The sequence below is a fragment of the Serratia sp. Res13-Sevr-LER1-36-b genome, assembly GCF_015673035.1.
Taxonomy (GTDB): domain Bacteria; phylum Pseudomonadota; class Gammaproteobacteria; order Enterobacterales; family Enterobacteriaceae; genus Chania; species Chania fonticola_C.
In genome coordinates this window covers 277,510-299,239 of sequence record NZ_JADACK010000018.1, presented here as the reverse complement: position 1 = coordinate 299,239, position 21,730 = coordinate 277,510, and the positions used below count along the sequence as shown (strand labels likewise).

Below are 21,730 nucleotides of genomic sequence, written 5' to 3'. Positions count from 1 at the left end.
CTTTATGGTCGTGACTCATGAGGATAAGAAAGATGGGGCAATTTTTCACCTTGGCACCGGTGCCCGCCGGTTTCCGTTGCGGTCGCAGCGATTATGGAGCAACACAGGCTTTTGTGCCTAGTTATCCAGCTTCCCTCATCCCCCTTTTAGAATTCAGTCGCACGTTGCGAAGTTTCCCCGCAACCTTGAGTCTTGGCGTGTCTATTATCCGCAAGACTGAAGGTAAGGGGGGGCTACGCGATGTCCGATAACATCATCACCGCCGCACCAGCTGCCGGCCAACGCGCCCAACTGCGTAAAACACTGACTTTAGTCCCGGTCGTCATGATGGGTCTGGCCTATTTGCAGCCCATGACCATCTTTGACACCTTCGGCATCGTCTCCGGCCTGACCGACGGTCACGTCGCGACCGCGTACGCCTTTGCTCTGCTGGCGATCCTGTTTACCGCCCTGAGCTATGGCAAACTGGTGAAGAAATTCCCTTCCGCCGGTTCTGCCTATACCTATGCCCAGAAAGCCATCAGCCCGCACGTCGGCTTTATGGTGGGTTGGTCATCACTGCTGGACTACCTGTTCATGCCGATGATCAACATCCTGCTGGCAAAAATTTACCTGGAAGCCATTTTCCCAGGAGTGCCTTCGTGGATCTTCGTTGCGGCACTGGTTGCCTTGATGACGGCGTTCAACCTGCGTGGCATCAAGCTGGTAGCCAACCTGAACTCCATTATCGTGGTGGTACAGGTGGCAATCATGATCGTGTTCCTGGGCCTGGTGATTAACGGTATCTCTCACGGTGAGGGTGCCGGTACGCTGGTGAGCAGCCGTCCGTTCTGGTCTGACAACGCGCACGTGGTGCCGATGATCACCGGTGCGACCATTCTGTGCTTCTCGTTCCTCGGCTTTGACGGCATCAGCTCGTTATCCGAAGAAACCAAAGATGCAGAAAACGTGATCCCGAAAGCCATCTTCCTGACGGCCTTGATCGGCGGCGTGATCTTTATCGTGGTGTCGTACTTCGTGCAGTTGTACTTCCCGGATATCTCGCGCTTCAAAGATCCTGACGCATCACAGCCGGAAATCATGCTGTATGTGGCTGGCAAGTTCTTCCAGTCGGTGATCCTGGTGTTCTCGTGCGTAACCGTACTGGCTTCCGGAATGGCATCTCACGCGGGTGTTTCCCGCCTGATGTACGTCATGGGCCGTGATGGCGTATTCCCGGAGCGTTTCTTCGGTTATGTGCATCCAAAATGGCGTACTCCAGCGCTGAACGTGCTGCTGGTTGGTGCGATTGCGCTGTCTGCCGTTTCGTTCGATTTGGTCACGGCTACGGCACTGATCAACTTTGGTGCTCTGATCGCGTTCACCTTCGTTAACCTGTCGGTGATCTCGCAGTTCTACATTCGCGAGAAACGTAATCGTACGCTGAAAGACACCTTCAACTACCTGATCCTGCCGGTGTTGGGGGCGTTAACCGTCGGTGCATTGTGGGTCAACCTGGAAGTCAGCTCGATGACGCTGGGCCTGGTCTGGGCGGCGATTGGCCTGCTGTATCTGACGTTTGTCACCCGCAGCTTCAGCCTGCCGGTGCCACAAGCAAGCGAAGACGTGGCTTAATCCACTCGCCTGCCTCGCGATAGCAAAAAGGGTTCCACATGTTGGAACCCTTTTTATTACTAACAAATCTTATCCGACTCGCTGTGTAGGGGCGCCGCATGCTGCGCCCGTTAATCAATGGAAAAGCACAGGGCTATCCCACTAACTGTTTACCGTAATCAAACAGCGCCTTCAGCAACGCCATCTTCTCTTTATCCCCTTCGTGCAGGTTGTACAGCGACTCCAGCTGCAAGATATAGCTCTGCACCCGTTCGGCACTCAGCACCTCTTGGCGGTGCTGCAACCAGCGGCGCTGCTCGGCGTCGTCCAGCGTATTGGGGTAGTTACGGGCCCGGAAGCGGAACAGCAGCTCTTTCATCCGGCCATCGCTGAAGGTCAAATCCAGCGCGGGTAGATTCTGCGGTTTGGTTTGCTGAATGATCCTCATCGCCGCTTTGTCGGCATCGCTGAAGAAACCGTCGTACAGTTTGGCATCTACATCATCATTAGGGGTGAAAGGAGCGGCTTCGGCAAATATGGCTACCACTTTTTCACGGATCTCCGGGTGCTGGCGCAGCACCTTCAGATTCTCCAGACACGCCTGACGATCGATGCCTAGCCTGTCTGCATTTTCTGGCAGCAACGTCTTGGCCGGAGCCAGCACCGGGCATTTATTGATATGCACCAGCTTGATCGGCACCGGGGCCTGATCGGCTGCCAATTGATCGCGGCGGGTGTAGAGGCGTTCGCGCAGCTCATCGGCATTCAGCTCCAGCAGCGGGGTAATATCCCCTGCCAGATCGCACATAATCACCGCATTTTTATTGTCTGGGTGCCAGGCCAGTGGTGAAACCCAACTGGTGTTACCCCGTGCCGCGCCAAACATGCCGGATACGTGCATTAATGGCGTCATTTCCGCGACGTCGATCAGCGCATTGAGCTTGTGTTTGTTGCGATGCTGCAACAGGTAGTCAAATAACCTTGGCTGCGCCTGTTTGACCAGCTTGGCCATGGCAATGGTGGCATGGACATCGGACATTGCATCGTGAGCGTGCTCGTGTTCAACGCCGTTGGCACGCGTCAGATGTTCCAGACGGAAGCTGGGGAAGCCATCTTCATTTTCTGGCCAGATGATGCCTTCCGGGCGTAGGGCGTAGCAGGCACGCATCACGTCTAGCAGATCCCAGCGCGAATTGCCGTTTTGCCAGCTATAGGCGTAAGGGTCGTAGAAGCTGCGGTAAAAGATGTTGCGGCTGACTTCATCGTCAAAGCGGATATTGTTGTAACCCAGAATACAGGTGCCAGGGACGCTGAACGCTTCATGAATACGGCGGGCAAACTCGGCCTCGTTAACGCCTTTGGCCAGCGCCAACTGAGGCGTGATGCCGGTGATCATCACCGCCTCGGGGTCGGGCAGGTAGTCATCGGCTGGCGCACAGTAAAACACCTGCGGTTCTTCGATAATGTTGAAATCCATATCGGTACGCACTCCGGCAAACTGCGCCGGGCGGTCCATTGACGGGCTTTTGCCGAAGGTTTCGTAGTCGTGGATGTAGAATGTGGCCGGTGCCTTGCTGCTCAAAGTCGCATCTCTTGTTGGCGTAGGGAATAGCCCTATTGTAACGGCGCGATCACCGATGCCAAGTATTGGTTAATGCTTAACGTTAAATTGAGTGGTGCTGTGCAGTGCGATAGAAGTTCAGCCGTTGCTGAAAGTAGCCGCGTAGATGTGTGGGGACGTGCGTTTCGGCGCTTTCCCACTCGGCGGCGCAGCCGTAGCGTTCGCTATAAATAACTCTTAGTGCCAGCAAATCGGTTTGGATCTTTTCACGTTCTTGCTGGGGTAGGCCATCCAGTGGTCGTGGCATGTCTTTCTCCCTATTCGATAGCGCATAATATGAGGCTAAAGAGAATTTGTCGCTACCTCATTCTGGGCAGAACCTTCACAGGGCCTGTGCCAGAGTGGGATGGTGCTTTACTGGCTTGATGCTCATCGCTTGTTCTTGCTGGCCATGATCGTGCTGATGATCCAGAGATTTTGCATAGGTATACAGACCGCTAATCAGAGCCAGCCAGAATAGCGTGCAAACGGTTAATACAGTCAGCCAGACCTTTTGGTTGTAGCTCATGATAGCTCCTAAAAAGTGCATGGGATTAATCTCGTTAATTAAATCAGAGACAACATAAATGTTAATTAAACAAACGGAATAAAAGATGCGCTGAGCTGTTACTAATTGCCTGTGAGTGTTTCAGGATATTCATTAAGGCAATATTAGGGGAAGTCGTTATGTAATCAGTTAATTTCTATTTACTTCTGGTTTATAAATATAGGCATACACTCCACTTCATTCAATGCAAATGTAGGTGTGTAAGATGAAAACGTTACTGTTGACTGGGGCGACTGGCTTTCTTGGTGGTGCGGTGCTTGAAAAGTTACTGACAGAAAATCAAAAGGTTAACTATCTATTATTGGTGCGTGCGGAAACCGAAGAGCAGGGCTTAAACCGTATTTTCACTAATATGGAAAAGTTCAATATAGATAAAAACATTCTGAGTAAGCTGACGGTAAAGAATATTTTACTGGGTGACTTAAGCGAGCCTGAATACTTTTTGTCTGACGCCCGTATTAACAAGGTAACTCATGTTGTTAACTGTGCCGCGGTGGCGTCATTTGGTAATAACCCACTTATTTGGAAGGTTAACGTTGAAGGCACGCTGGCATTTGCGCAGCGAATGGCTCAGGTGGTTGGATTAAAACGTTTTCTGCATGTGGGCACGGCAATGTCTTGCGCACCTCAGGTGGGTTCGTTGGTGGCAGAAAGCGCCGAGTTTGAAGAAACTGCCGAACACTTGGTGGAATATACCCGCTCCAAATCGACCATCGAGCAACTGATGCGGCAAACCTGCCCGCAACTGCCGCTGGTGATCGCCCGGCCCTCGATCGTGGTGGGGCATACGCAGTTGGGTTGCAAACCCTCCAGCAGTATTTTCTGGGTGTTCAGTATGGCGTTGATGCTGCGTAAGTTTATGTGTTCGCTGCAAGATAGTATTGATGTGATCCCGGTGGACTATTGCGCCGATGCGTTAGTGATGCTGCTCAACCGAGATAGCTTGGATAACGATGTTTACCATATCTCGGCGGGGGAGGAGAGCAGCGTCAGTTTTGCGGATATCGATTATGCCATCGCCGCCGCACTAGAGGAGCCACCGGTGGGCGATCGCTATGCGCAGGTCAGCTACGAAGCCCTGCTGCAAATGCGCAAACAGTTGAAGGATATCTTCGGGCCGTGCAATGAGCGCCTGATGTTGAAAGCGATGCGCCTGTACGGCTCCTTTGCGATGCTGAACGTGCGCTTTAGCAACGAAAAAATCCTCAAGTTAGGCATGCCTAAGCCGCCACGCTTTACCGATTATATTGGCCGCTGCGTGCAATCAACCCGCGGGTTGTCGATACCGCAGCAAATGGCGGTTGATTTTAAATAGCGGCTGGGGGGGCGTGACGCAGGGGCGCCGCATGCTGCGCCCGCTTTCAGGATCTTACCAGGAGGAGGATGACCAGAATACCCGGCCCAGCACCACCAGTTGCTCTTTGCGCTGTGGATAGCTGAGCCGTTCATCCTGGTACTCTTCCCGATTCAAAGAGCGAATGACCACGCCACCGTCGGGCTGCTCAATCAGGATCTTGACCCGTAACAGATTGCCGTGGCGGATCGCATAGGTTTTCCCTTCGCGGATGCGGGTATCGACGGTATTGATGCCCACCACATCGCCATCCTGCAATCGGGGTTCCATGCTGGAACCTGAGATGCGGATAATGCGTGCCGCGTTCACCGGCACCCCCATCTTGTGCAGATAGTAGCGGCGGAAGATCAGCGAGAACTCTTCGCTATCGACAATTTCGTAGCAGCCGTCACCGGCGGAGAAATCGATATCCAGCAATGGGATCTCCACAAACTCTTCCTTGTCCTGCTCGGTATCTTCCCATACCACGGGTTTGAGCCGTGCCGGTTGGAAATCCGATTCGGCCGCCACGTTGGCAAACGGCTGTTCCAGCGCCTTCTCATGGAATACATCGAACCAGCCTTTGGGCAAGCCGAGTTTGGCCTCAATGCGTCTGGCGAGGTTGTCGCCCAGGTTGCGGGAGGATTTTTCACCGGTGATCTGGCTCAGCGTTGGCGCAGAAGATCCCACCAGGATGGCAAACTCATTCTGGTTGGTGCCTTGCCGGGCGAAACGTGCCATCAGATCGCGCAGGTTGTTGCGCCTGATTTCTTTGGTTTCCATGCGCCGATGGTCTCACTCTTTAGCAAAAAGGTAAATCCTTTGCCGCTAAAATCTTTAGCGTAAACTTAAACCTCTCCTAACCAGGAAACATCTTTCAACAGCTTGTGTTGTACGTCAGCCGCATTGTTCCACTAAAATAAGGGTTTTACAGCAGGGTTGGTGGGGACAAGCGTGCGTCTGGATAGAAAAATCTCTTCTTTTGAACATCTGATCTACCGTAATTACCGCATCGTCCACGGGGTACGGATCGGGTTGGCCTTTATCCTGACCTTCCTGCTGATCCGTCTGCTGGCGGTGCCGGAAGGTACTTGGCCGTTGATCACGCTGATCGTTGTGATGGGGCCGATCTCTTTTTGGGGCAATGTGCTGCAACGGGCGCTGGAACGTATTGCCGGTACGGTGTTTGGCGCCGCCTCTGGCCTGATTGCGCTATACCTGGAGCTGTATTCGCTGCCGGTGATGCTGGCCTGGTGTGGGGTAGTGATGTTTGCCTGTGGTTATCTGACGCTGGGCAAACGACCCTATATGGCCTTGCTGGTGGGCATTACGCTGGCGGTGGTCATCGGTGCCGGGGCTGGCGATATCTCTATTGCACTGTGGCGCAGTGGCGACGTGATTTTTGGTTCGTTGCTGGCGCTGCTGTTTACCAGCATCTACCCGCAGCGAGCTTATGTGTTGTGGCGAATGAAAATGGCGGATTGCTTGGAGACGGTAGGGAAGATCTACGGCGCTTACCTTTCACCCAACATGATTGAGCGGCCCCGGTTGGAGCCTCGGCTCAAAAACTTGCTGGGCGATGTGGTGAAGCTACGCGCACTGATCGCCCCCGCCAGCAAAGAGACCCATATCGCCAAACCGGTCTTTGAAGCGGTACAGACCCTGAGCCGCAATCTGGTTTGCACGTTGGAGCTGTTAGCCGATGCTTACTGGGCCTCGCGTGAAACCCATTTTATTATGCTCAATGCCAAAACCTTGCGTAGTTCACAGTTGTTGACGCAGCGTGCTATCGAATCGCTGGCGAATATTATGCGAGATGGCGAGCCCCTGCATGCGCAGGTCGTTGCTGGAGAACTGAGCGATATTTCCGCAGAGCTGAAGACATTAATGCAAGAGGCCAGTGCCGCTCAACTCAGCGAAGCCCCTATCTATGGCTATGTCTGGCTGAGTATGGAACTGGCACAGCAGTTGGAAGAGTTGGGCGATCTGCTCAAGGTCTGTACGGCCAATACTCAGGAATAGTGGATCAGATCATGAAGCAGGCGCATCAGGATAGGGTCAATGCGCTAAAGTGGGTAAGATAAGGCAATGACAGTTGTGTCTGACGGCCACAACCCTGTATCTTGGTATCATTGTGGCCGTAAGCAAATAGAATCTGTGTATTACTAAAGCAAGGGTATAAAGATGGATAATGCAAATAAGCCGAGTTTCCAGGACGTTCTGGAGTTTGTGCGTATGTTCCGCCGTAAAAACAAGCTACAGCGTGAAATTGTCGACAACGAAAAGAAAATTCGTGACAACCAGAAGCGTGTGCTGCTGCTCGACAACCTGAGCGAGTACATCAAACCGGGCATGAGCATTGAAGACATTCAGGGCATCATCGCCAACATGCGCGGTGACTATGAAGATCGCGTTGATGATTACATCATCAAAAATGCCGATCTGTCGAAAGAACGCCGCGAGCTGTCCAAAAAGCTGAAAGCAATGGGCGAAGTGAAGTAATTCGCGTCAAGCAGGGCTGGGGGATCTCCCGGCCCTGCGTCTTTTCAGGGGCACCGCGCCCTGAACGACCTTAAAGAATAACGATATGTTACCGTGCTATAGCAAATCTGCTTAAAGCCGCTACGCTAATGTTATAAATAGACTTTGCCCAATCGCTTTCACGTTGTCGCTTGAAGGACGACGGGGATAAATTTCTTCGCCAGCAGAGGCTGTCATCGATGGCAGAACCGCAACTCAGCACCTTTCTCAACCTGGACGAGACGCTCCATCCTCCCCGTATCTTGGCATCTGGGGATTGGGTGTTGGCACATTACCGCCTGTTGGAACCCGCCGTTGGGCAATTGCAAGCCCGCTTGCCGGCCGATGTGGTGTTCGATCTCAGCCAACTGGGCAGCCTGGATACGGCAGGTGCCACCTTGCTGGTCAATCTGCTGGGTGACCAACGGATATCCGATCTCAAACAGTTAGCCCCTACGCTCCCAGTGGAACGCCGCGTGCTGCTGGAAACCGTTGGCCGTGCTTTGCAAGGATTTACGCCACCACCGGCAGAAAAGCCGCCCGGTCTGGCAATCGAACTACTGGCCAACGTCGGCCGGTCGATGGAAAATTTCTGGCACAACCTGGTAGCCCTGCTGGGGTTTATCGGCCTGACGTTGCAAACCCTGTTTGCCAATCTGCTGCGCCCTACGCGCTGGCGGATCACCTCGCTGGTGGCCAATCTCCAGCAAATCGGCCTGAACGCGGTGCCGATCATTATGCTGCTGACCTTCCTGGTGGGCGCTGTTATCGCTTTCCTGGGATCAACCGTCCTGTCTACCTTCGGTGCCAGCATTTTTACCGTGCAACTGGTGGTGTTTTCCTTCCTGCGAGAGTTCGCAGTGCTGCTGACGGCCATCTTGATGGCGGGCCGTACTGCCAGCGCCTTTACCGCAGAGCTCGGGCTGATGAAGGCCAACGAGGAAATAGATGCTATTCAGGCGATGGGGTTGAACCCGGTTGAACTGCTGGTGCTGCCGCGCGTGCTGGCGCTGCTCCTGGCGTTGCCGATGCTGACCTTCATCGGCATGATTAGCGGCATCTTTGGCGGCATGGTCGTCTGCGCCCTGACGCTGGATATCTCACCGACCATGTTTTTAACCATCACGCAGAGCAGTGGCGGTTTTCAGAACTTCCTGGTGGGGATGAGCAAGGCGCCGGTATTTGCATTCCTGATCGCCATTATCGGCTGTCTGGAAGGGTTTAAAGTCAGCGGTAGCGCCGAGTCGGTAGGGGCACATACCACCGCCAGCGTCGTGCATTCAATCTTTGTGGTGATCCTGCTGGATGCGGTCGCCGCACTGTTCTTCATGGAGATGGGCGTGTGAGCCAGACGACCCCGGAAGCCATTATCCGCATCCGTAACTTGCGAAACTGTTTTGGCACCCAATGCGTGCATGTGGACCTTGATCTGGACGTGCGCCGAGGAGAAATCCTGGGCGTGGTCGGCGGTTCGGGTACCGGCAAATCCGTTCTGTTGCGCAGCATCGTTGGTCTGCGTCGCCCAACCGCTGGCCAGATCCACGTCTTTGGTGAGGATCTGATGGCGCTCTCCGGTACGCGACGCTCCGTGCTGGAAAGGCGATTTGGGGTGCTGTTTCAGAGAGGGGCATTGTTCAGTTCGCTGACGGTGACGGAAAACGTGGCGCTGCCGCTGATTGAATACGCAGGCTTACCGCGCCGAGATGCCGAGCAACTGGCACAGGTGAAGTTGGCGCTGGCCGGGCTGCCTGCCAGTGCTGGCAACAAGTATCCGGCCTCGCTTTCTGGCGGCATGGTCAAGCGTGCCGCGTTGGCCCGATCGCTGGCGTTGGATCCGGAAATCGTATTTCTGGATGAGCCAACGGCCGGGCTCGATCCCATCGGCGCAGCAGCCTTTGACAGCCTGATCCGCACGCTGCGCGATGCCTTGGGGTTAACGGTGTTTCTGGTCACCCACGATCTCGATACGCTTTATACAATCTGTGACCGGGTTGCGGTACTTTCGCAGAAGAAGGTGCTGGTGGTGGATACGCTGGAGGTGGTAGCCGCTACTGACGATGCCTGGATCCAAGAATATTTCCACGGCCCGCGTGGGCGGGCGGCACAGCAGGCCGTAACGAATATCCCAGAGAGGCAATAACAAATGGAAACCCGTGCGCATCATGTCTTGATTGGTTTATTTACGCTGATTATTTTCACCGCCGTGCTGCTGTTCAGCCTGTGGCTGACCAAGTCCGGCACCGATCGCCAGTTCAAGCAGTATGATATCGTGTTTAATGAAGCCGTCAGTGGCCTGTCACAGGGCAGCACGGTCAATTACAGTGGGATCCGCGTGGGGGAAGTGACGATGCTGCGCTTGGATCCCAACGTGCCGACCAAAGTCTGGGCGCGCATTCGGGTCACGGCCTCTGCACCGATCCGTGAGGATACCCAGGCTCGCCTGGCAATAGCTGGCATTACCGGTACGTCCAATATCCAGCTCAGTGGTGGGAGCGAAACCAGCCCGATGCTGACAGGAGAGGATGGGGCAATCCCGGTGATTATCGCCACGCCATCGCCGTTGACCCAGTTGCTCGCCAATGGCGAAGATGTGATGAGCAATGTCAACCAGGTGCTGGTGCGTTTGAATCAGCTAATGACGCCGGACAATCAGCAGCGTTTGGTGAATACGCTGGATAATCTGGAACAGATTACTTCTACCGTAGCCGGGCAACGTGAAGATATCCGCACCATCTTGCAGCAGCTGGCGCTGGTGACCAAGCAAAGCAACGATACGCTGGCACAAACCAATCGGTTGGTGCGCAATGCTAACGTGCTGTTGGACGGGCAGGGCAAGCAACTGGTCGCCAATGCGGCGAATACCATGGCATCGCTTGAGAAAACCACCGCGCTACTCAACAAGCTGATTGGCGAAAATCAGCAGTCACTGAATAGTGGCATTCAGGGATTCAACGATCTTGGCCCGGCGGTAGATGAATTACGCAGAACCTTATTGACCTTACGCGGTGCCATGAGCCGCCTGGAAGAGAACCCGTCCGCCTTGCTCAGGGGCCGCGAACGTACCAAGGAGTTTACCCCTAAATGATTAAGCTAAAACTTCGCCAGACGCTACGGTTGTTGGTGCTGGTAGCCGTGATGCCGCTGGCCGCCTGCACTATTTTGCCGGAAAGCCCGATACAGCAGGTGTATTTGCTGCCTGCCCAGCCAGTGGCCGTGGCCGGGGGCCAGGCGTCTGAACGCTCGGTACGTATCGTGCAGCCCAATACCAGCCAGTTTTTGAACGGTACGCGTATTGCTGTGCAGCCTCAGGGCGCGGAGATCACCTCTTTTAGCGGTTCACGCTGGAGCGATCCGGCCCCGCTGTTGTTGCGTAATCGCCTGATCCAGGAGTTCCGCACTAACGGCCATTTCCGCTCGGTGAGCAGCGACGATGACAATTTGCAGGCAGATCTTGAGCTAGGCGGCGATTTGTCCTCCTTCCAGGGGGTCTATAACGGAGATCGGGGCGAAGTGGTGATCCGCTTTGATGCTCGCCTGGTTCACACATCCGATCGCCGAGTGATGGCTAGCCAAAGTTTTACGGTGCGTGAGCCGATCCACGGCACCTCGATGGACAACGTCGTGCAGGCCTTTGGCCTGGCCAGCGATAAACTGGCAGCGCAGACGCTGGCATGGGCGCGCCAGCAGGCGGCTAATTAAGACTCGTCGGCCATGGCCTTTAACCACTGGATAAAGGCGTTGATTTTAGGCCATTGCCGATCCGAGAGCGTGGAAATGTAGTAGCGCTGTGCGCATTGCATTTCCATGCCGGGGAAGGGCGCGATAAGTTCGTTATTCTCCAGGCGCTTACTCACCAACTTCTTGCGGCCCATGGCAATTCCCACGTGGTTCATGGCCGCGATCACTGCCAGATCCGAACGATCAAACCCCATGCCGCGCTGCCCTTCGGCAAATTCCAGATCAAAGTGTTTGGCCCAGGTATTCCACTCCCCGATGTCCGAGTCGTAACTCCATGCCTGACGATCGTGCAATAACGTGCAGCGCCGCAGGTTGGCGGGGTTGCCAAATAGCTCATGGCGTTCGGCGTATTCCGGGCTGCATACGGGCACGATCGACTCATCCATCAAATGCTGGCAATCGAGTTTCTCCGGCGTTTTGTCATCAAAATAGATCGCCAGATCGATCCCCGCACCGTGGAAGTTCACCATCTCGTTGCCGGTGAGAATATTCAGGCTGATGGCCGGATATTGGCGATCGAAGTCCGCCAGCTTGGGCACCAGCCAGCATTGGGCAATCGACGGGCGTGAGTAGATGGTCAGGGTACCAGACAGCTCCTGGCTTTTAATCTCCAGTATTTCCTGATTGAGATAGCTGAGTGACGATTTCAACACCCAGAATAACCGCTCGCCCTCGGGGGTCAGTTCGATCCGGCGGTGAAAGCGCTGAAATAGCTTGAAACCCAACTCGGCTTCCAGGTTGTTGATCCGATGGCTGACGGCGCTGGGGGTGATCGCCAACTCTTCGGCGGCCAGCACGAACGAGCCTTGCCGCGCGGCAATCTCAAACGTATGCAGCTTGGCTAGCTGATAGCCATTTAGGTGCCTGTTGCGGGCGAGCTGGTGCTTTTCGTCGTACATGGTTATCGCCTGTTAATCAGTAGGGGCGCCGCATGCTGCGCCAGTTATAAATCATCAGAATGCCTCCGGGAAACCTCGGCCTTCAGGCCGGGGAGGAAAGGAGGCGTTTTTCAGGCTAACGTTGTTTTGCATTTCACATATTCCCTTTTACAATGTGAGAAATGAAACGTGCATATAAATACCGGTTATACCCAACACCAGAACAGGCTGAGCTTTTAGCTCAAACGTTCGGCTGTGTTCGTTTCGTCTACAATTCAATCCTCCGCTGGCGCACTGATGCGTACTACGAGCGAAAGGAAAAAATCGGTTATCTACAGGCCAATGCTCGCCTTACTGCCCTTAAGAAAGAGTCTGAATATACCTGGCTTAATGATGTTTCCTGTGTCCCCCTACAGCAGTCTCTGCGCCACCAACAATCTGCCTTTGCTAATTTCTTCGTCGGACGCGCCGCATATCCGACTTTTAAGAGTAAACGGCACAAGCAAACGGCAGAACTGACCGCCAGCGCGTTTAAATACCGTGATGGCAAGCTGTACATGGCAAAGAGCAAAACGCCGCTAGACATCCGCTGGAGTCGTGCATTACCTTCTGCGCCGTCAACCGTTACTATTTCCAGGGATACCGCTGGCAGATATTTTATTTCCTGCCTTTGTGAGTTTGAGCCTGTATCACTGCCGATCACCGCTAAAACAGTTGGCATTGATGTTGGCTTAAAAGATTTGTTCGTCACCGACACCGGATTCAAAACCGGCAATCCCCGCCACACAGCTAAATATGCGAAGCTATTGGCGTTGCAACAACGCAGGTTAAGCAGGAAGAAAAAAGGCTCGAAGAACCGCGCCAAAGCCCACTTAAAGGTTGCAAAACTCCACGCTAAAATTGCTGATTGCCGACAGGATAACCTGCACAAGCTATCCCGCAGACTGATTAACGAGAACCAAGTTGTCTGTGTTGAATCGCTAAAAGTGAAAAACATGATCCGCAACCCGAAGCTGTCTAAAGCGATAGCAGACGCTGGCTGGAGCGAATTTGTGCGCCAGCTAAAGTACAAGGGCGAGTGGGCGGGGCGTAGCGTTGTCGCTATCGACCAGTTTTTCCCGTCCTCGAAGCGTTGTAGTTGTTGCGGCTTCACCATGAAGAAAATGCCTCTTGATGTTCGTAAGTGGACTTGTCCTGAGTGCGGAGAAGCCCATGATCGCGACATTAACGCGGCCCGAAATATCAAAGCTGCCGGGCTGGCAGTATTAGCCCACGGAGAGCCTGTAAATCCTGAATCGCAGCACGCGGTTTAGGTTCGGCTCGTTGAAGTGGGAATCCTCGTCCTTCAGGTCGTGGAGCAGTCAACTAGACCAAAAGAGACTATTTATGAATACGTTAGACATTGAAAACCTGGTAGTGAAATTTCCTTTGGTGCAACGGCTGATGGATTTGGAAGCGGTGACCTGGTTCAACCCTAATACGACCACGCTGGTGGAAGGGTTACCGTACGTCGGGCTGACGCAAAATGATGTCGCCGAAGCCGAAGCGCGCTTGCAACGCTTTGCTCCGTATCTGTGCCTGGCATTCCCTGAAACGCAGCAAACGAACGGCATTATCGAGTCTGAAGTGGTGGCAATCCCGGCGATGCAGGGCGCGCTGGAGCAGCGTTATGAGCAGGCCATCGCGGGTAAAATGTGGTTGAAAAAGGACAGCCATTTGCCGATTTCTGGCTCCATCAAGGCCCGTGGTGGCATCTATGAAGTGCTGACTCATGCGGAAAAACTGGCCATCGAGGCGGGCATGCTGTCTGTAGATGATGATTACAGTATCCTGTTTAGCGACAAATTCCGCCAGTTCTTCAGCCAGTACAGCATCGCCGTGGGCTCAACTGGCAACCTGGGGATGTCGATTGGCATCATGAGCGCCAAGCTGGGGTTCAGCGTCAGCGTGCATATGTCTGCCGATGCTCGCGCCTGGAAAAAGCGCAAACTGCGTGAGCACGGCGTTAACGTCGTGGAGTACCAACAGGATTACGGCGTGGCGGTGGCTCAAGGGCGCAAGCAGGCGGAGTCTGACCCGCACTGTTTCTTTATTGATGATGAGAACTCGCAAACCCTGTTCCTCGGCTATGCGGTGGCCGGTGGTCGCCTGAAAAAGCAGTTTGCGCAGATGAATATCCAGGTTGATCAGGATCATCCGCTATTTGTCTATTTGCCCTGTGGCGTAGGCGGCGGGCCTGGCGGAGTGGCGTTCGGCTTGAAGCTGGCGTTTGGTGACCATGTGCACTGCATCTTTGCCGAGCCGACGCACTCACCTTGCATGCTGCTTGGGATCCACACAGGGCTGCACGATCACATTGCGGTGCAGGACCTGGGGATTGATAACGTCACGGCGGCGGATGGATTGGCCGTCGGCCGGGCTTCCGGGTTTGTCGGGCGTGCTATGGAACGCCTGCTGGATGGTCTCTACACCCTGAGCGATCAGGAGATGTACGACCTGCTTGGCTTGCTCGCCGCTGTAGAGGGCATTCAATTGGAGCCTTCTGCGTTGGCTGGTATGGCGGGGCCAGCTCGAGTCTGCGCCGACCCACAATATCTGGACAGCCATCAGATCGATGCCCAACGGATCGCTAATGCGACGCATTTGGTTTGGGCAACCGGTGGCGGTATGGTGCCTGAGGACGAGATGGCCAAGTACCTCGCAGCCGCACGCTAGCGCTGACAAAACCACGCTTTACGGGAGGGGGGCGCTGCACATGCTGCGCCCATTTAGCGATTCCCCACCGGGCAAAACATCACAGCGTGAAGCTCTCGCGAAACTGTGCCAGTGCTTCACTACTGTCCCCGGAGGCCCAGCCTTCGAGTGCTACCACTCCTTGGTAATTAATCTCCTGCAGCGTTCTGGCAATGGCGCGATAGTTGATTTCCCCGGTCCCAGGCTGCATACGACCAGGCACATCCGCTACCTGGATCTCGCCTATCTGTGTGCCGCAGCGGCGGATCAGTTCAATCAGGTTGCCCTCACCGATTTGTGCGTGATAGAGGTCGAGGTTCATCTTAAGCGCTGGGCTATTGACCGTCTCCACCAATGCCAGTGTGTCAGCTGCGCGGGCAAAAGGCGTGCCGGGATGATCAACCGTCAGGTTCAAGTTCTCCAGGGTGAAGATACGCCCAGCCCGTTCACCGAGTTGTGCTAAACAACGAAGCGTATCGGCAGCCTTCAGCCACATGTTACCCGTCACCCTCTCAACCGGTTTCACCGGTAAACCCTGAGGATCCAGGCCGGTACCGTGCAGGTTCAGGCAGGGGCAGTTCAACCGTTCGGCTATCATCAGGGAGGTTTCTGCACTTTGCAGCAACTGCGCGATCTCTTGTTCATCGGTTAGATTGCCGCTGAGATAACCGGTCATGGAAGTGAAACGAGCTCCTGTCGCCACCAGTGCATCGATATCCTTATTGGCCCAGCTCCAGATTTCAACACCAAAGCCCAGTGCATGAATGCGCTTCACACGTTCGATAAAGGGTAAATCCAAAAACACCATTTCTGCACAAACCGAGAGTTGATAGCTTGCCACTAGCGGTCTCCTAATTGATGGGGGGGTATTTACAATTGGTCATCAATATACATGCCTAAGTTGTTTTTTAATGTCAAAAAAAGATAATTTCAACGTGGTCATAAATTTAGGGGAAAATTAATCTGTTTACATTGTAGGGTTATTGGAGGACATTCGCTGTACTTATTTAATTAGGCCGTAATTTATGTATTCGAGAAGGCGTTTTCTAACCGTAGGTGCTGCCCTGACGGGCTTTGCCGTATTCAAACCTTCCTTATCCTGGGGAAGAATACCTAGTGAAAGCAGCGACGCTGCCATTTTTATTAAGCTTTCAGTGCTATTAACCAACGGGAAAGAAATGAGCCCATTAATAGCACTGCGTGCCTTGAATTGTTTGCAGGAAGAGGATCCTTCCTTTCAGGAGAAAATGCAGTTGCTGGCCAATGCGCTGAGAGTTGAAAATATTCTCTCGGCCGATGAACTGAATAATCATTTGATTATGGCTGGCCCCACTGGCGACACCGCCAAGAAAATCATTTCTGCCTGGTATCTTGGTTATACAGGAACACCTGTATCGCTACGGGCGTCAGATAACACGCGTTTTGTCAGCTATACCGATGCCTTTGCCTATGCTCCAACTTTGGACGCCACCGTGATCCCCACTTATTCCCGTGGCAAGACAAACTATTGGGTGCAGCCACCTATAACCCTCAACAGCGACTAGTTCCCGTTGAAAATGAGAGCAATATCATGAGTAAACACTATGATGCCGATGTGATTGTCATTGGCTCTGGCGCATTGGGCAGTAATGCCGCAACCTTGCTGGCCCGCAGTGGCAAGGCGGTTATTATTCTTGAAGCTGGAGAGAAAATACCGCGCTGGAAGATCGTCGAAAATTTCAGAAACTCATCGAAAAAATCCAACTATAACTCCCCCTATCCCAACGAGCCTTGGGCCCATCACTCCTATGACGAACAATACATAGAGAATAACGGTTCCTTTGATTTCCGCCCCGGCATGCTGAAACTTGTGGGGGGGACAACCTGGCATTGGGCGGCCGCTTGCTGGCGCTATTTGCCTAGTGATATGAAGCTAAAAACATTGTATGGCGTGGGGCGCGATTGGCCACTGGAATACCACGAGTTGGAGCCTTTCTACCACCAGGCCGAAGTGGCTTTGGGGGTTTGCGGCAGTGATACCGACGATCAGAGTGGGCAGGGCGGCAGCGCTTTTCCTCCGCGTTCACAGCCGTATCCGATGTTACCTGAAGGTGAAACCTATCTCTTCCAGCGGCTGAAAAGCCGAATGGCTCCGGCAGGTTATCATTTTATCCATGAACCCAATGGGCGTGCTACTCGTCCGTATGATGGTCGCCCCGCCTGCAGCGGTAATAATAACTGTATGCCGGTATGCCCGATTGGTGCGATGTACAGCGGTGATCAACATGCCCAGCATGCGCAAGATGCCGGTGCACGTTTATTCACGGATTCAACCGTGTGGAAACTGGAAAAAGGCGTTGATGATAAAATTGTCGCAGCTCATGTTCGCAGTTCTAAAGGTGTCGATACGCGGTTAACCGCAAAATACTTTATCGTTGCCGCACACGGGCTGGAAACGGCAAAACTGTTGTTAATGTCGGATATCGCCAACAGTTCCGATCAGGTGGGGCGTAATTTAATGGATCACACTGGCATGGGCCTGCAGTTTCTGGCCGATGAACCTCTTTGGCCGGGGCGAGGCGCCGTACAGCAAGGGGGAATATTCAACTCTCGCGACGGCGATTTTCGTAAAACAAGAGCGGCAATCAAGCACGCCATTGCTAACAATGTCCCCAATATGGCCGTAGCGCAACGTCTCATAGCTAAAGGTGTCATAGGTAGCGAACTGGACAAGCAGATCCGCCATCAGGCGGCACGCTGGGTCGATATCTCAACGGTGTTTGAAACCCTCCCCCAGGCAAGCAATACCGTACGTCCAAGTACCACACGCAAAGATGCATTGGGCATTCCGATGCTGACGGTGAATTACGAAGTCGATGACTATGTCAAAGCGGCAAAACCCGTGGTGGAGGCAGATTACAAAAGATTCGTCGCTTTGATGGGGGGCACCGTCATTAATGACAATACTGGCTGGCAAAACCGTGACCATTTAATGGGGACCGTCATCATGGGCGATAACCCAAAAGATTCAGTGGTAAACCACGAGTGCCGGTGCTGGGATCATAGCAACCTGTTTCTCGCGACGACTGGGGTGATCCCCGCTTCGGGAGTCGTCAATCCCACGCTGACGGGCGTCGCTCTGAGTATTCGCGCAGCTGAAATCATTGAGCGTGAGATTTGAATATGAAAATACTTTTCAGGTTTCTCGCTGTAACCGTGTTGTTTATTGGGTTTAGCCACTCTTTGGCTGTATTTGCCGCCGATAAGGCGTTGGTTGAGCGTGGGAGATATATTGCGATCGCTGCTGATTGCGGTGCCTGCCATCGCCAGGCTCTCAATAATGGTGTTCCCTTTGCAGGGGGATATGCGATTGAGTCACCGATGGGGCGTATCATTGCCAGTAATATTACCCCCTCGAAACAGTATGGCATCGGTAATTATAGCGAACAGCAGTTTGCCAAGGCTGTGCGTGAGGGGATCGCCGCTGATGGCAAGAATCTCTACCCAGCTATGCCATACACGTCATACCGTGATATGACGACGGCGGATGTACAGGCACTTTATGCCTACTTTATGCAGGGGGTTGAACCCGCAGATATTCCCCCTTCGGCACGTACCGATCTGAGTTTCCCGTTTAATATCCGGCAGATTATGTGGGGCTGGAATCTGTTGTATCTCAGCGGCGCTTCCGCTGATAAGGCAGAGGCGGTTCCTGGTTCATTGGAGCGCGGTAAGTATTTGGTTGAAGTGTTGGCGCATTGCAGCGCCTGCCATACCCCACGCAATATTATGATGGCAGAGCAGAGCAGCCTTAACCTTTCCGGTAGCCCGCTGGGTGGCTGGTACGCCCCTAATATTACCCCAGATAAGAGTGGCATTGGCGATTGGAGCCAGCGGGATTTGGTCACCTACCTGAAAACCGGGCATCTGGTTGGTAAGGCACAGGCGGCAGGTGCGATGGCGGAAGCCGTTCAAAACAGCTTCAGCTTGATGACGGATGATGATTTGAATGCGATCGCTTCATGGGTTAAGCAGGTGCCAGCCATTCCTACGGCGGTTGCCGACATTGGGCTTCAATCGCCACGGCTTGGGGTTGATATCAATAGCGTTCTCACCGGGCAGGGAACCCTGACAGACCGCTCAACAACGGACGGCGCTAAACTTTATGAAAATGCTTGCGCGAGTTGCCATGGGCATGACGGTCAGGGAACCGACGATAACTTTTATCCTGCATTAACTCGCAACCGTGCGGTTTCCGCATTGGGTCCGCAGAATTTGGTGATGGTCATCGTGGAAGGTATCCAACGTAAAACCAGTAACTCTGATATCAGCATGCCCGCATTTTCTGACCAGTTAAACAACGCGCAAATTGCCTCAGTCAGTAACTATGTTCGCAGTCGTTTTGCCGGTATTGACGACAAAGTGACTGCGCAGGATGTACAGACCCTTCGTGATGGTGGGGAGCCTCCGTTTATAATGCGATACATAAACTGGCTAATGACCATAGGGACATTGGTGATGGTATGTTTGTTGGGCGGCTTTTGGTATTGGCGAAAAGCAAGGCGTTCAGGCAGACAGCAAATTCGCTGACTCAATCAGTATCCCCCCTTCCAAAAGGAAGGGGGAACAGATAGGCACAAAATTAATCACAACGCCCATGGTTGATTTTGGTCAGGGGAAGGTTGATGTCGAATATTTTCAGATGGATATTTTTAGCACCCATCGCCTCAGCCCTTTTGACGTGGTGTTCGGCATATGTTTCGGCAAACGCTCGGTTTTCGAAAAAGTATATCCCGCCTGCCTCGCCGGTAAGCTCATTCTCAGTCCATATCTTGGAGATAAAACCCGGCTCGAGATTGATGCTTTCGGCCAGCGATTGCGCATTTTTGGACAGGGTTGCACCAAGCTGGTCGGCAGGGAAACTAAAATCAATCTGTAAAATGACACTCATATTGTGCTCCTTTTCGTGGCGAGTGGTTGTATATGAAACAGGGTTATTCCGTGGCGCGTTCTGCAACCTGCGGTAATTGTGCGTTGAGACGGTTAAGCAAGGTCTCGGTGTCCACGTAACCCGTAGAGAGCAGGGAAATCTCACCATGGCGTTCTAGCAATAGGGTGGGGAAGGAGCGAACGCCCCATTGGCGGCACAGCGCAAAGTCCTGGCTAACCGCCTCTCTGGCCCGTTGTGACGTAAAGGTTTGGCTGAATTCTTCAAATGGCAGGCCCACCTGGTCGCAGATATCACGATAAAACGCCTCGGTTTTAGGATCTCGCCCATCGACATAGAACTTATGCTGAGTGGCAGAGAGAAACGGCAACGCTGCCGAGGAACGTAAACCCCGCTCAACCAACAGCAAAGTAGCCGTTGCGACCGCCCGGCAGGCCGGCTCGGTATCGTAGTTGAATTGCTCAGCTTCCAGCAGGCTGAAACCGAAGGGTTGGCCGGTTTTTTTCTGGATGTAACTCCACTCCCCCCTTAAGAAGTCTTTGAATGCCGAGTTCCAAGCATCGCCGCCACCAGCGCGCAAGCCACCCATGGTCATCACAAAACTCAGGCCATGTTGCTCGCAATACTCCGCCAGTTTCTTTACCACGGGTGAAATGCCCCAGCACCAGGAGCACATCGGATCGCCGACGTAGCGAATGACTACATCGCTGGGCGTAGTGGGTTGCCGTTGTGCATCAGAGGGCTCGTCAGGCAGAAGACAACTGCCGGTGGTGGGATCGCATTGCATCATGATGAAACTCCAAGCTTGGTTGAGATCACAGTCATCATGATATTTGACAGCAAAAATTAATAAATAGACTATAAAAGCTAACTCTGTTCAATATTTGTGAACAAATGGACAAACTTGCAGCCATGGCCACTTTTGTCAAAGTGGTTGAAACCGGGAGTTTCACCCGCGCGGCTATTGCCATGGGGCTTCCCAAAGCGCGGATCTCCCAGCGTATTAGCGATCTTGAGCGCGTCCTGAGCGTGCGCCTATTGCATCGAACGACCCGGGCGTTGAGCCTGACGGAGGATGGCAGCGCCTATTTCGAGCGTTGCCAGCATATTCTCGCGGAAATTGATGAGTTGGAAGGGGGGCTCAGTGGCGGGGTGATAACGCCTAGCGGCAAGATCCGTATAGAGGCTTTGGCCTCTATTGCGCGTTGGATCCTCGCACCTCAGTTGCATGATTTTCAGGCGCGTTTTCCAGAGATCGTGGTGCGGCTTGCCAGCAGCGATCGCATCAGCAACTTGTTTGAGGAGGGTATCGACTGCGCTATCCGTGGCGGCATACTGGAGGATTCAACGCTGGTGGCCAGGCACGTTTGCGACGTGCAGATGGGCTTGTATGCCTCAGTTGATTACCTCCGCTCAGCGCGAGCTATCAGGCAGCCTGAAGATCTTCAGCATCATCGATGGGTTGGGAGTTTTGGCATTCAGCGAGGTAAGCAACTTAGCTGGCATCTGCAATCGGCAAGCCGGAGCATTGCGGTAGTAGGCAACAGCAGTTTACTGATCGAAGATCCCGATGTGGCTATGAGTGCCTGCCTTAGCGGGGCGGGCATCTGCTCCGGAGCACCCTTCGCGGTGGAAAGCTATGTGAAGAGTGGGCTCTTGCAGCCGGTGTTGCCCGAGTGGCACTTTGCCCCACGGCCAATTCATATTATCTACCCCACCGGCAAGCATTTGTCGGTTCGGGTGAGAAGCTTTGTGGATTGGTCATTTGAGCTGATGAAAACCCATCCGCTGTTGGCGATGACGCCTTTAGCGCTGGCAAAATTACGCAGTTGAGTCGTTT

General features: G+C 53.5%; 22 protein-coding genes. 14 read left to right on the top strand and 8 right to left on the bottom strand.

Annotated elements, in window-relative coordinates; translation table 11 throughout:
• The first annotated feature begins 240 nt into the window (after positions 1–240).
• On the top strand, positions 241–1,614 hold the full coding sequence (locus IMQ33_RS13125) for an APC family permease (RefSeq protein ID WP_065683227.1): 1,374 nt from the start codon (positions 241–243) through the stop codon (positions 1,612–1,614).
• 133 nt (positions 1,615–1,747) lie between these two features.
• Here IMQ33_RS13125 and sbcB read toward each other — a convergent pair whose 3' ends face one another.
• The 3 genes from sbcB to IMQ33_RS13110 all read right to left on the bottom strand — a co-directional run bounded on the left by sbcB (position 1,748) and on the right by IMQ33_RS13110 (position 3,722).
• On the bottom strand, positions 1,748–3,175 hold the full coding sequence (gene sbcB / locus IMQ33_RS13120) for an exodeoxyribonuclease I (RefSeq protein ID WP_071681002.1): 1,428 nt from the start codon (positions 3,173–3,175) through the stop codon (positions 1,748–1,750).
• A gap of 82 nt (positions 3,176–3,257) precedes the next feature.
• Entirely contained in the window at positions 3,258–3,461 is a 204-nt protein-coding gene (locus tag IMQ33_RS13115; protein WP_065683229.1) for a DNA polymerase III subunit theta, read from the bottom strand.
• Between the two features lie 75 nt (positions 3,462–3,536).
• A complete protein-coding gene (locus IMQ33_RS13110; protein WP_065683230.1) occupies positions 3,537–3,722 on the bottom strand; it encodes a hypothetical protein in 186 nt (61 codons plus the stop codon).
• A gap of 244 nt (positions 3,723–3,966) precedes the next feature.
• On the opposite strand from IMQ33_RS13110, the gene IMQ33_RS13105 reads away from it, so the two are divergent.
• On the top strand, positions 3,967–5,076 hold the full coding sequence (locus tag IMQ33_RS13105) for an SDR family oxidoreductase (protein WP_065683231.1): 1,110 nt from the start codon (positions 3,967–3,969) through the stop codon (positions 5,074–5,076).
• 54 nt (positions 5,077–5,130) lie between these two features.
• Here IMQ33_RS13105 and IMQ33_RS13100 read toward each other — a convergent pair whose 3' ends face one another.
• On the bottom strand, positions 5,131–5,877 hold the full coding sequence (locus tag IMQ33_RS13100; RefSeq protein ID WP_065683232.1) for a helix-turn-helix transcriptional regulator: 747 nt from the start codon (positions 5,875–5,877) through the stop codon (positions 5,131–5,133).
• 171 nt (positions 5,878–6,048) lie between these two features.
• Between IMQ33_RS13100 and IMQ33_RS13095 the strand changes: the two genes are divergently transcribed.
• The 6 genes from IMQ33_RS13095 (at position 6,049) to IMQ33_RS13070 (ending at position 11,313) form a co-directional block, all read left to right on the top strand.
• Entirely contained in the window at positions 6,049–7,116 is a 1,068-nt protein-coding gene (locus IMQ33_RS13095) for an FUSC family protein (RefSeq protein ID WP_161739732.1), read from the top strand.
• A 162-nt stretch (positions 7,117–7,278) separates the two neighbouring features.
• Positions 7,279–7,596, top strand: a complete 318-nt coding sequence (gene tmaR / locus IMQ33_RS13090; RefSeq protein WP_021805836.1) for a PTS system regulator TmaR — start codon at positions 7,279–7,281, stop codon at positions 7,594–7,596.
• Positions 7,597–7,814: 218 nt separating this feature from the next.
• A complete protein-coding gene (locus tag IMQ33_RS13085) occupies positions 7,815–8,960 on the top strand; it encodes an ABC transporter permease (protein WP_071681000.1) in 1,146 nt (381 codons plus the stop codon).
• Complete coding sequence (locus IMQ33_RS13080; RefSeq protein WP_071680999.1) at positions 8,957–9,754, top strand: ABC transporter ATP-binding protein; 798 nt, start codon at positions 8,957–8,959, stop codon at positions 9,752–9,754. The genes IMQ33_RS13085 and IMQ33_RS13080 overlap by 4 nt, the downstream gene beginning before the upstream one ends.
• A gap of 3 nt (positions 9,755–9,757) precedes the next feature.
• Positions 9,758–10,699 (top strand): MlaD family protein, encoded by a 942-nt coding sequence (locus IMQ33_RS13075; RefSeq protein WP_065683236.1) that lies wholly within the window; start codon positions 9,758–9,760, stop codon positions 10,697–10,699.
• A complete protein-coding gene (locus IMQ33_RS13070; protein ID WP_098930481.1) occupies positions 10,696–11,313 on the top strand; it encodes an ABC-type transport auxiliary lipoprotein family protein in 618 nt (205 codons plus the stop codon). The genes IMQ33_RS13075 and IMQ33_RS13070 overlap by 4 nt, the downstream gene beginning before the upstream one ends.
• On the opposite strand, the gene dsdC is transcribed toward IMQ33_RS13070, so the two are convergent.
• Positions 11,310–12,251: a DNA-binding transcriptional regulator DsdC gene (gene dsdC, locus IMQ33_RS13065; protein ID WP_065683238.1), complete on the bottom strand. Its 942-nt coding sequence runs from the start codon at positions 12,249–12,251 to the stop codon at positions 11,310–11,312. The two genes, IMQ33_RS13070 and dsdC, sit on opposite strands and share 4 nt — an antisense overlap.
• Before the next feature lie 161 nt (positions 12,252–12,412).
• On the opposite strand from dsdC, the gene IMQ33_RS13060 reads away from it, so the two are divergent.
• Both IMQ33_RS13060 and IMQ33_RS13055 read left to right on the top strand, forming a co-directional pair.
• Positions 12,413–13,543 (top strand): RNA-guided endonuclease TnpB family protein, encoded by a 1,131-nt coding sequence (locus IMQ33_RS13060; protein ID WP_196061518.1) that lies wholly within the window; start codon positions 12,413–12,415, stop codon positions 13,541–13,543.
• A gap of 73 nt (positions 13,544–13,616) precedes the next feature.
• The gene (locus IMQ33_RS13055; protein ID WP_196061517.1) at positions 13,617–14,945 is read left to right on the top strand and encodes a D-serine ammonia-lyase; all 1,329 of its coding nucleotides are present in this window, start codon (positions 13,617–13,619) and stop codon (positions 14,943–14,945) included.
• 79 nt (positions 14,946–15,024) lie between these two features.
• On the opposite strand, the gene IMQ33_RS13050 is transcribed toward IMQ33_RS13055, so the two are convergent.
• Positions 15,025–15,804 carry a TIM barrel protein gene (locus IMQ33_RS13050; protein WP_098930487.1) on the bottom strand — a complete coding sequence of 260 codons (780 nt, stop codon included), beginning with the start codon at positions 15,802–15,804 and terminating at the stop codon, positions 15,025–15,027.
• A gap of 184 nt (positions 15,805–15,988) precedes the next feature.
• Here IMQ33_RS13050 and IMQ33_RS13045 point away from each other — a divergent pair, with 184 nt between their 5' ends.
• From IMQ33_RS13045 to IMQ33_RS13035, 3 genes are read left to right on the top strand one after another with little or no spacing between them, the layout of a single operon-like run.
• Positions 15,989–16,507 carry a sugar dehydrogenase complex small subunit gene (locus IMQ33_RS13045; protein WP_196061516.1) on the top strand — a complete coding sequence of 173 codons (519 nt, stop codon included), beginning with the start codon at positions 15,989–15,991 and terminating at the stop codon, positions 16,505–16,507.
• Positions 16,508–16,533: 26 nt separating this feature from the next.
• On the top strand, positions 16,534–18,123 hold the full coding sequence (locus IMQ33_RS13040; protein ID WP_196061515.1) for a GMC family oxidoreductase: 1,590 nt from the start codon (positions 16,534–16,536) through the stop codon (positions 18,121–18,123).
• Between the two features lie 2 nt (positions 18,124–18,125).
• Positions 18,126–19,532, top strand: coding sequence for a cytochrome c (locus IMQ33_RS13035; RefSeq protein WP_196061514.1), 1,407 nt, complete (start codon positions 18,126–18,128; stop codon positions 19,530–19,532).
• Between the two features lie 52 nt (positions 19,533–19,584).
• Here IMQ33_RS13035 and IMQ33_RS13030 read toward each other — a convergent pair whose 3' ends face one another.
• A complete protein-coding gene (locus IMQ33_RS13030; RefSeq protein ID WP_065683250.1) occupies positions 19,585–19,893 on the bottom strand; it encodes a monooxygenase in 309 nt (102 codons plus the stop codon).
• A gap of 43 nt (positions 19,894–19,936) precedes the next feature.
• On the bottom strand, positions 19,937–20,680 hold the full coding sequence (locus tag IMQ33_RS13025) for a DsbA family protein (RefSeq protein WP_098930493.1): 744 nt from the start codon (positions 20,678–20,680) through the stop codon (positions 19,937–19,939).
• A 104-nt stretch (positions 20,681–20,784) separates the two neighbouring features.
• Between IMQ33_RS13025 and IMQ33_RS13020 the strand changes: the two genes are divergently transcribed.
• Positions 20,785–21,723: a LysR family transcriptional regulator gene (locus IMQ33_RS13020; protein ID WP_098930494.1), complete on the top strand. Its 939-nt coding sequence runs from the start codon at positions 20,785–20,787 to the stop codon at positions 21,721–21,723.
• Positions 21,724–21,730 lie beyond the last annotated feature (7 nt).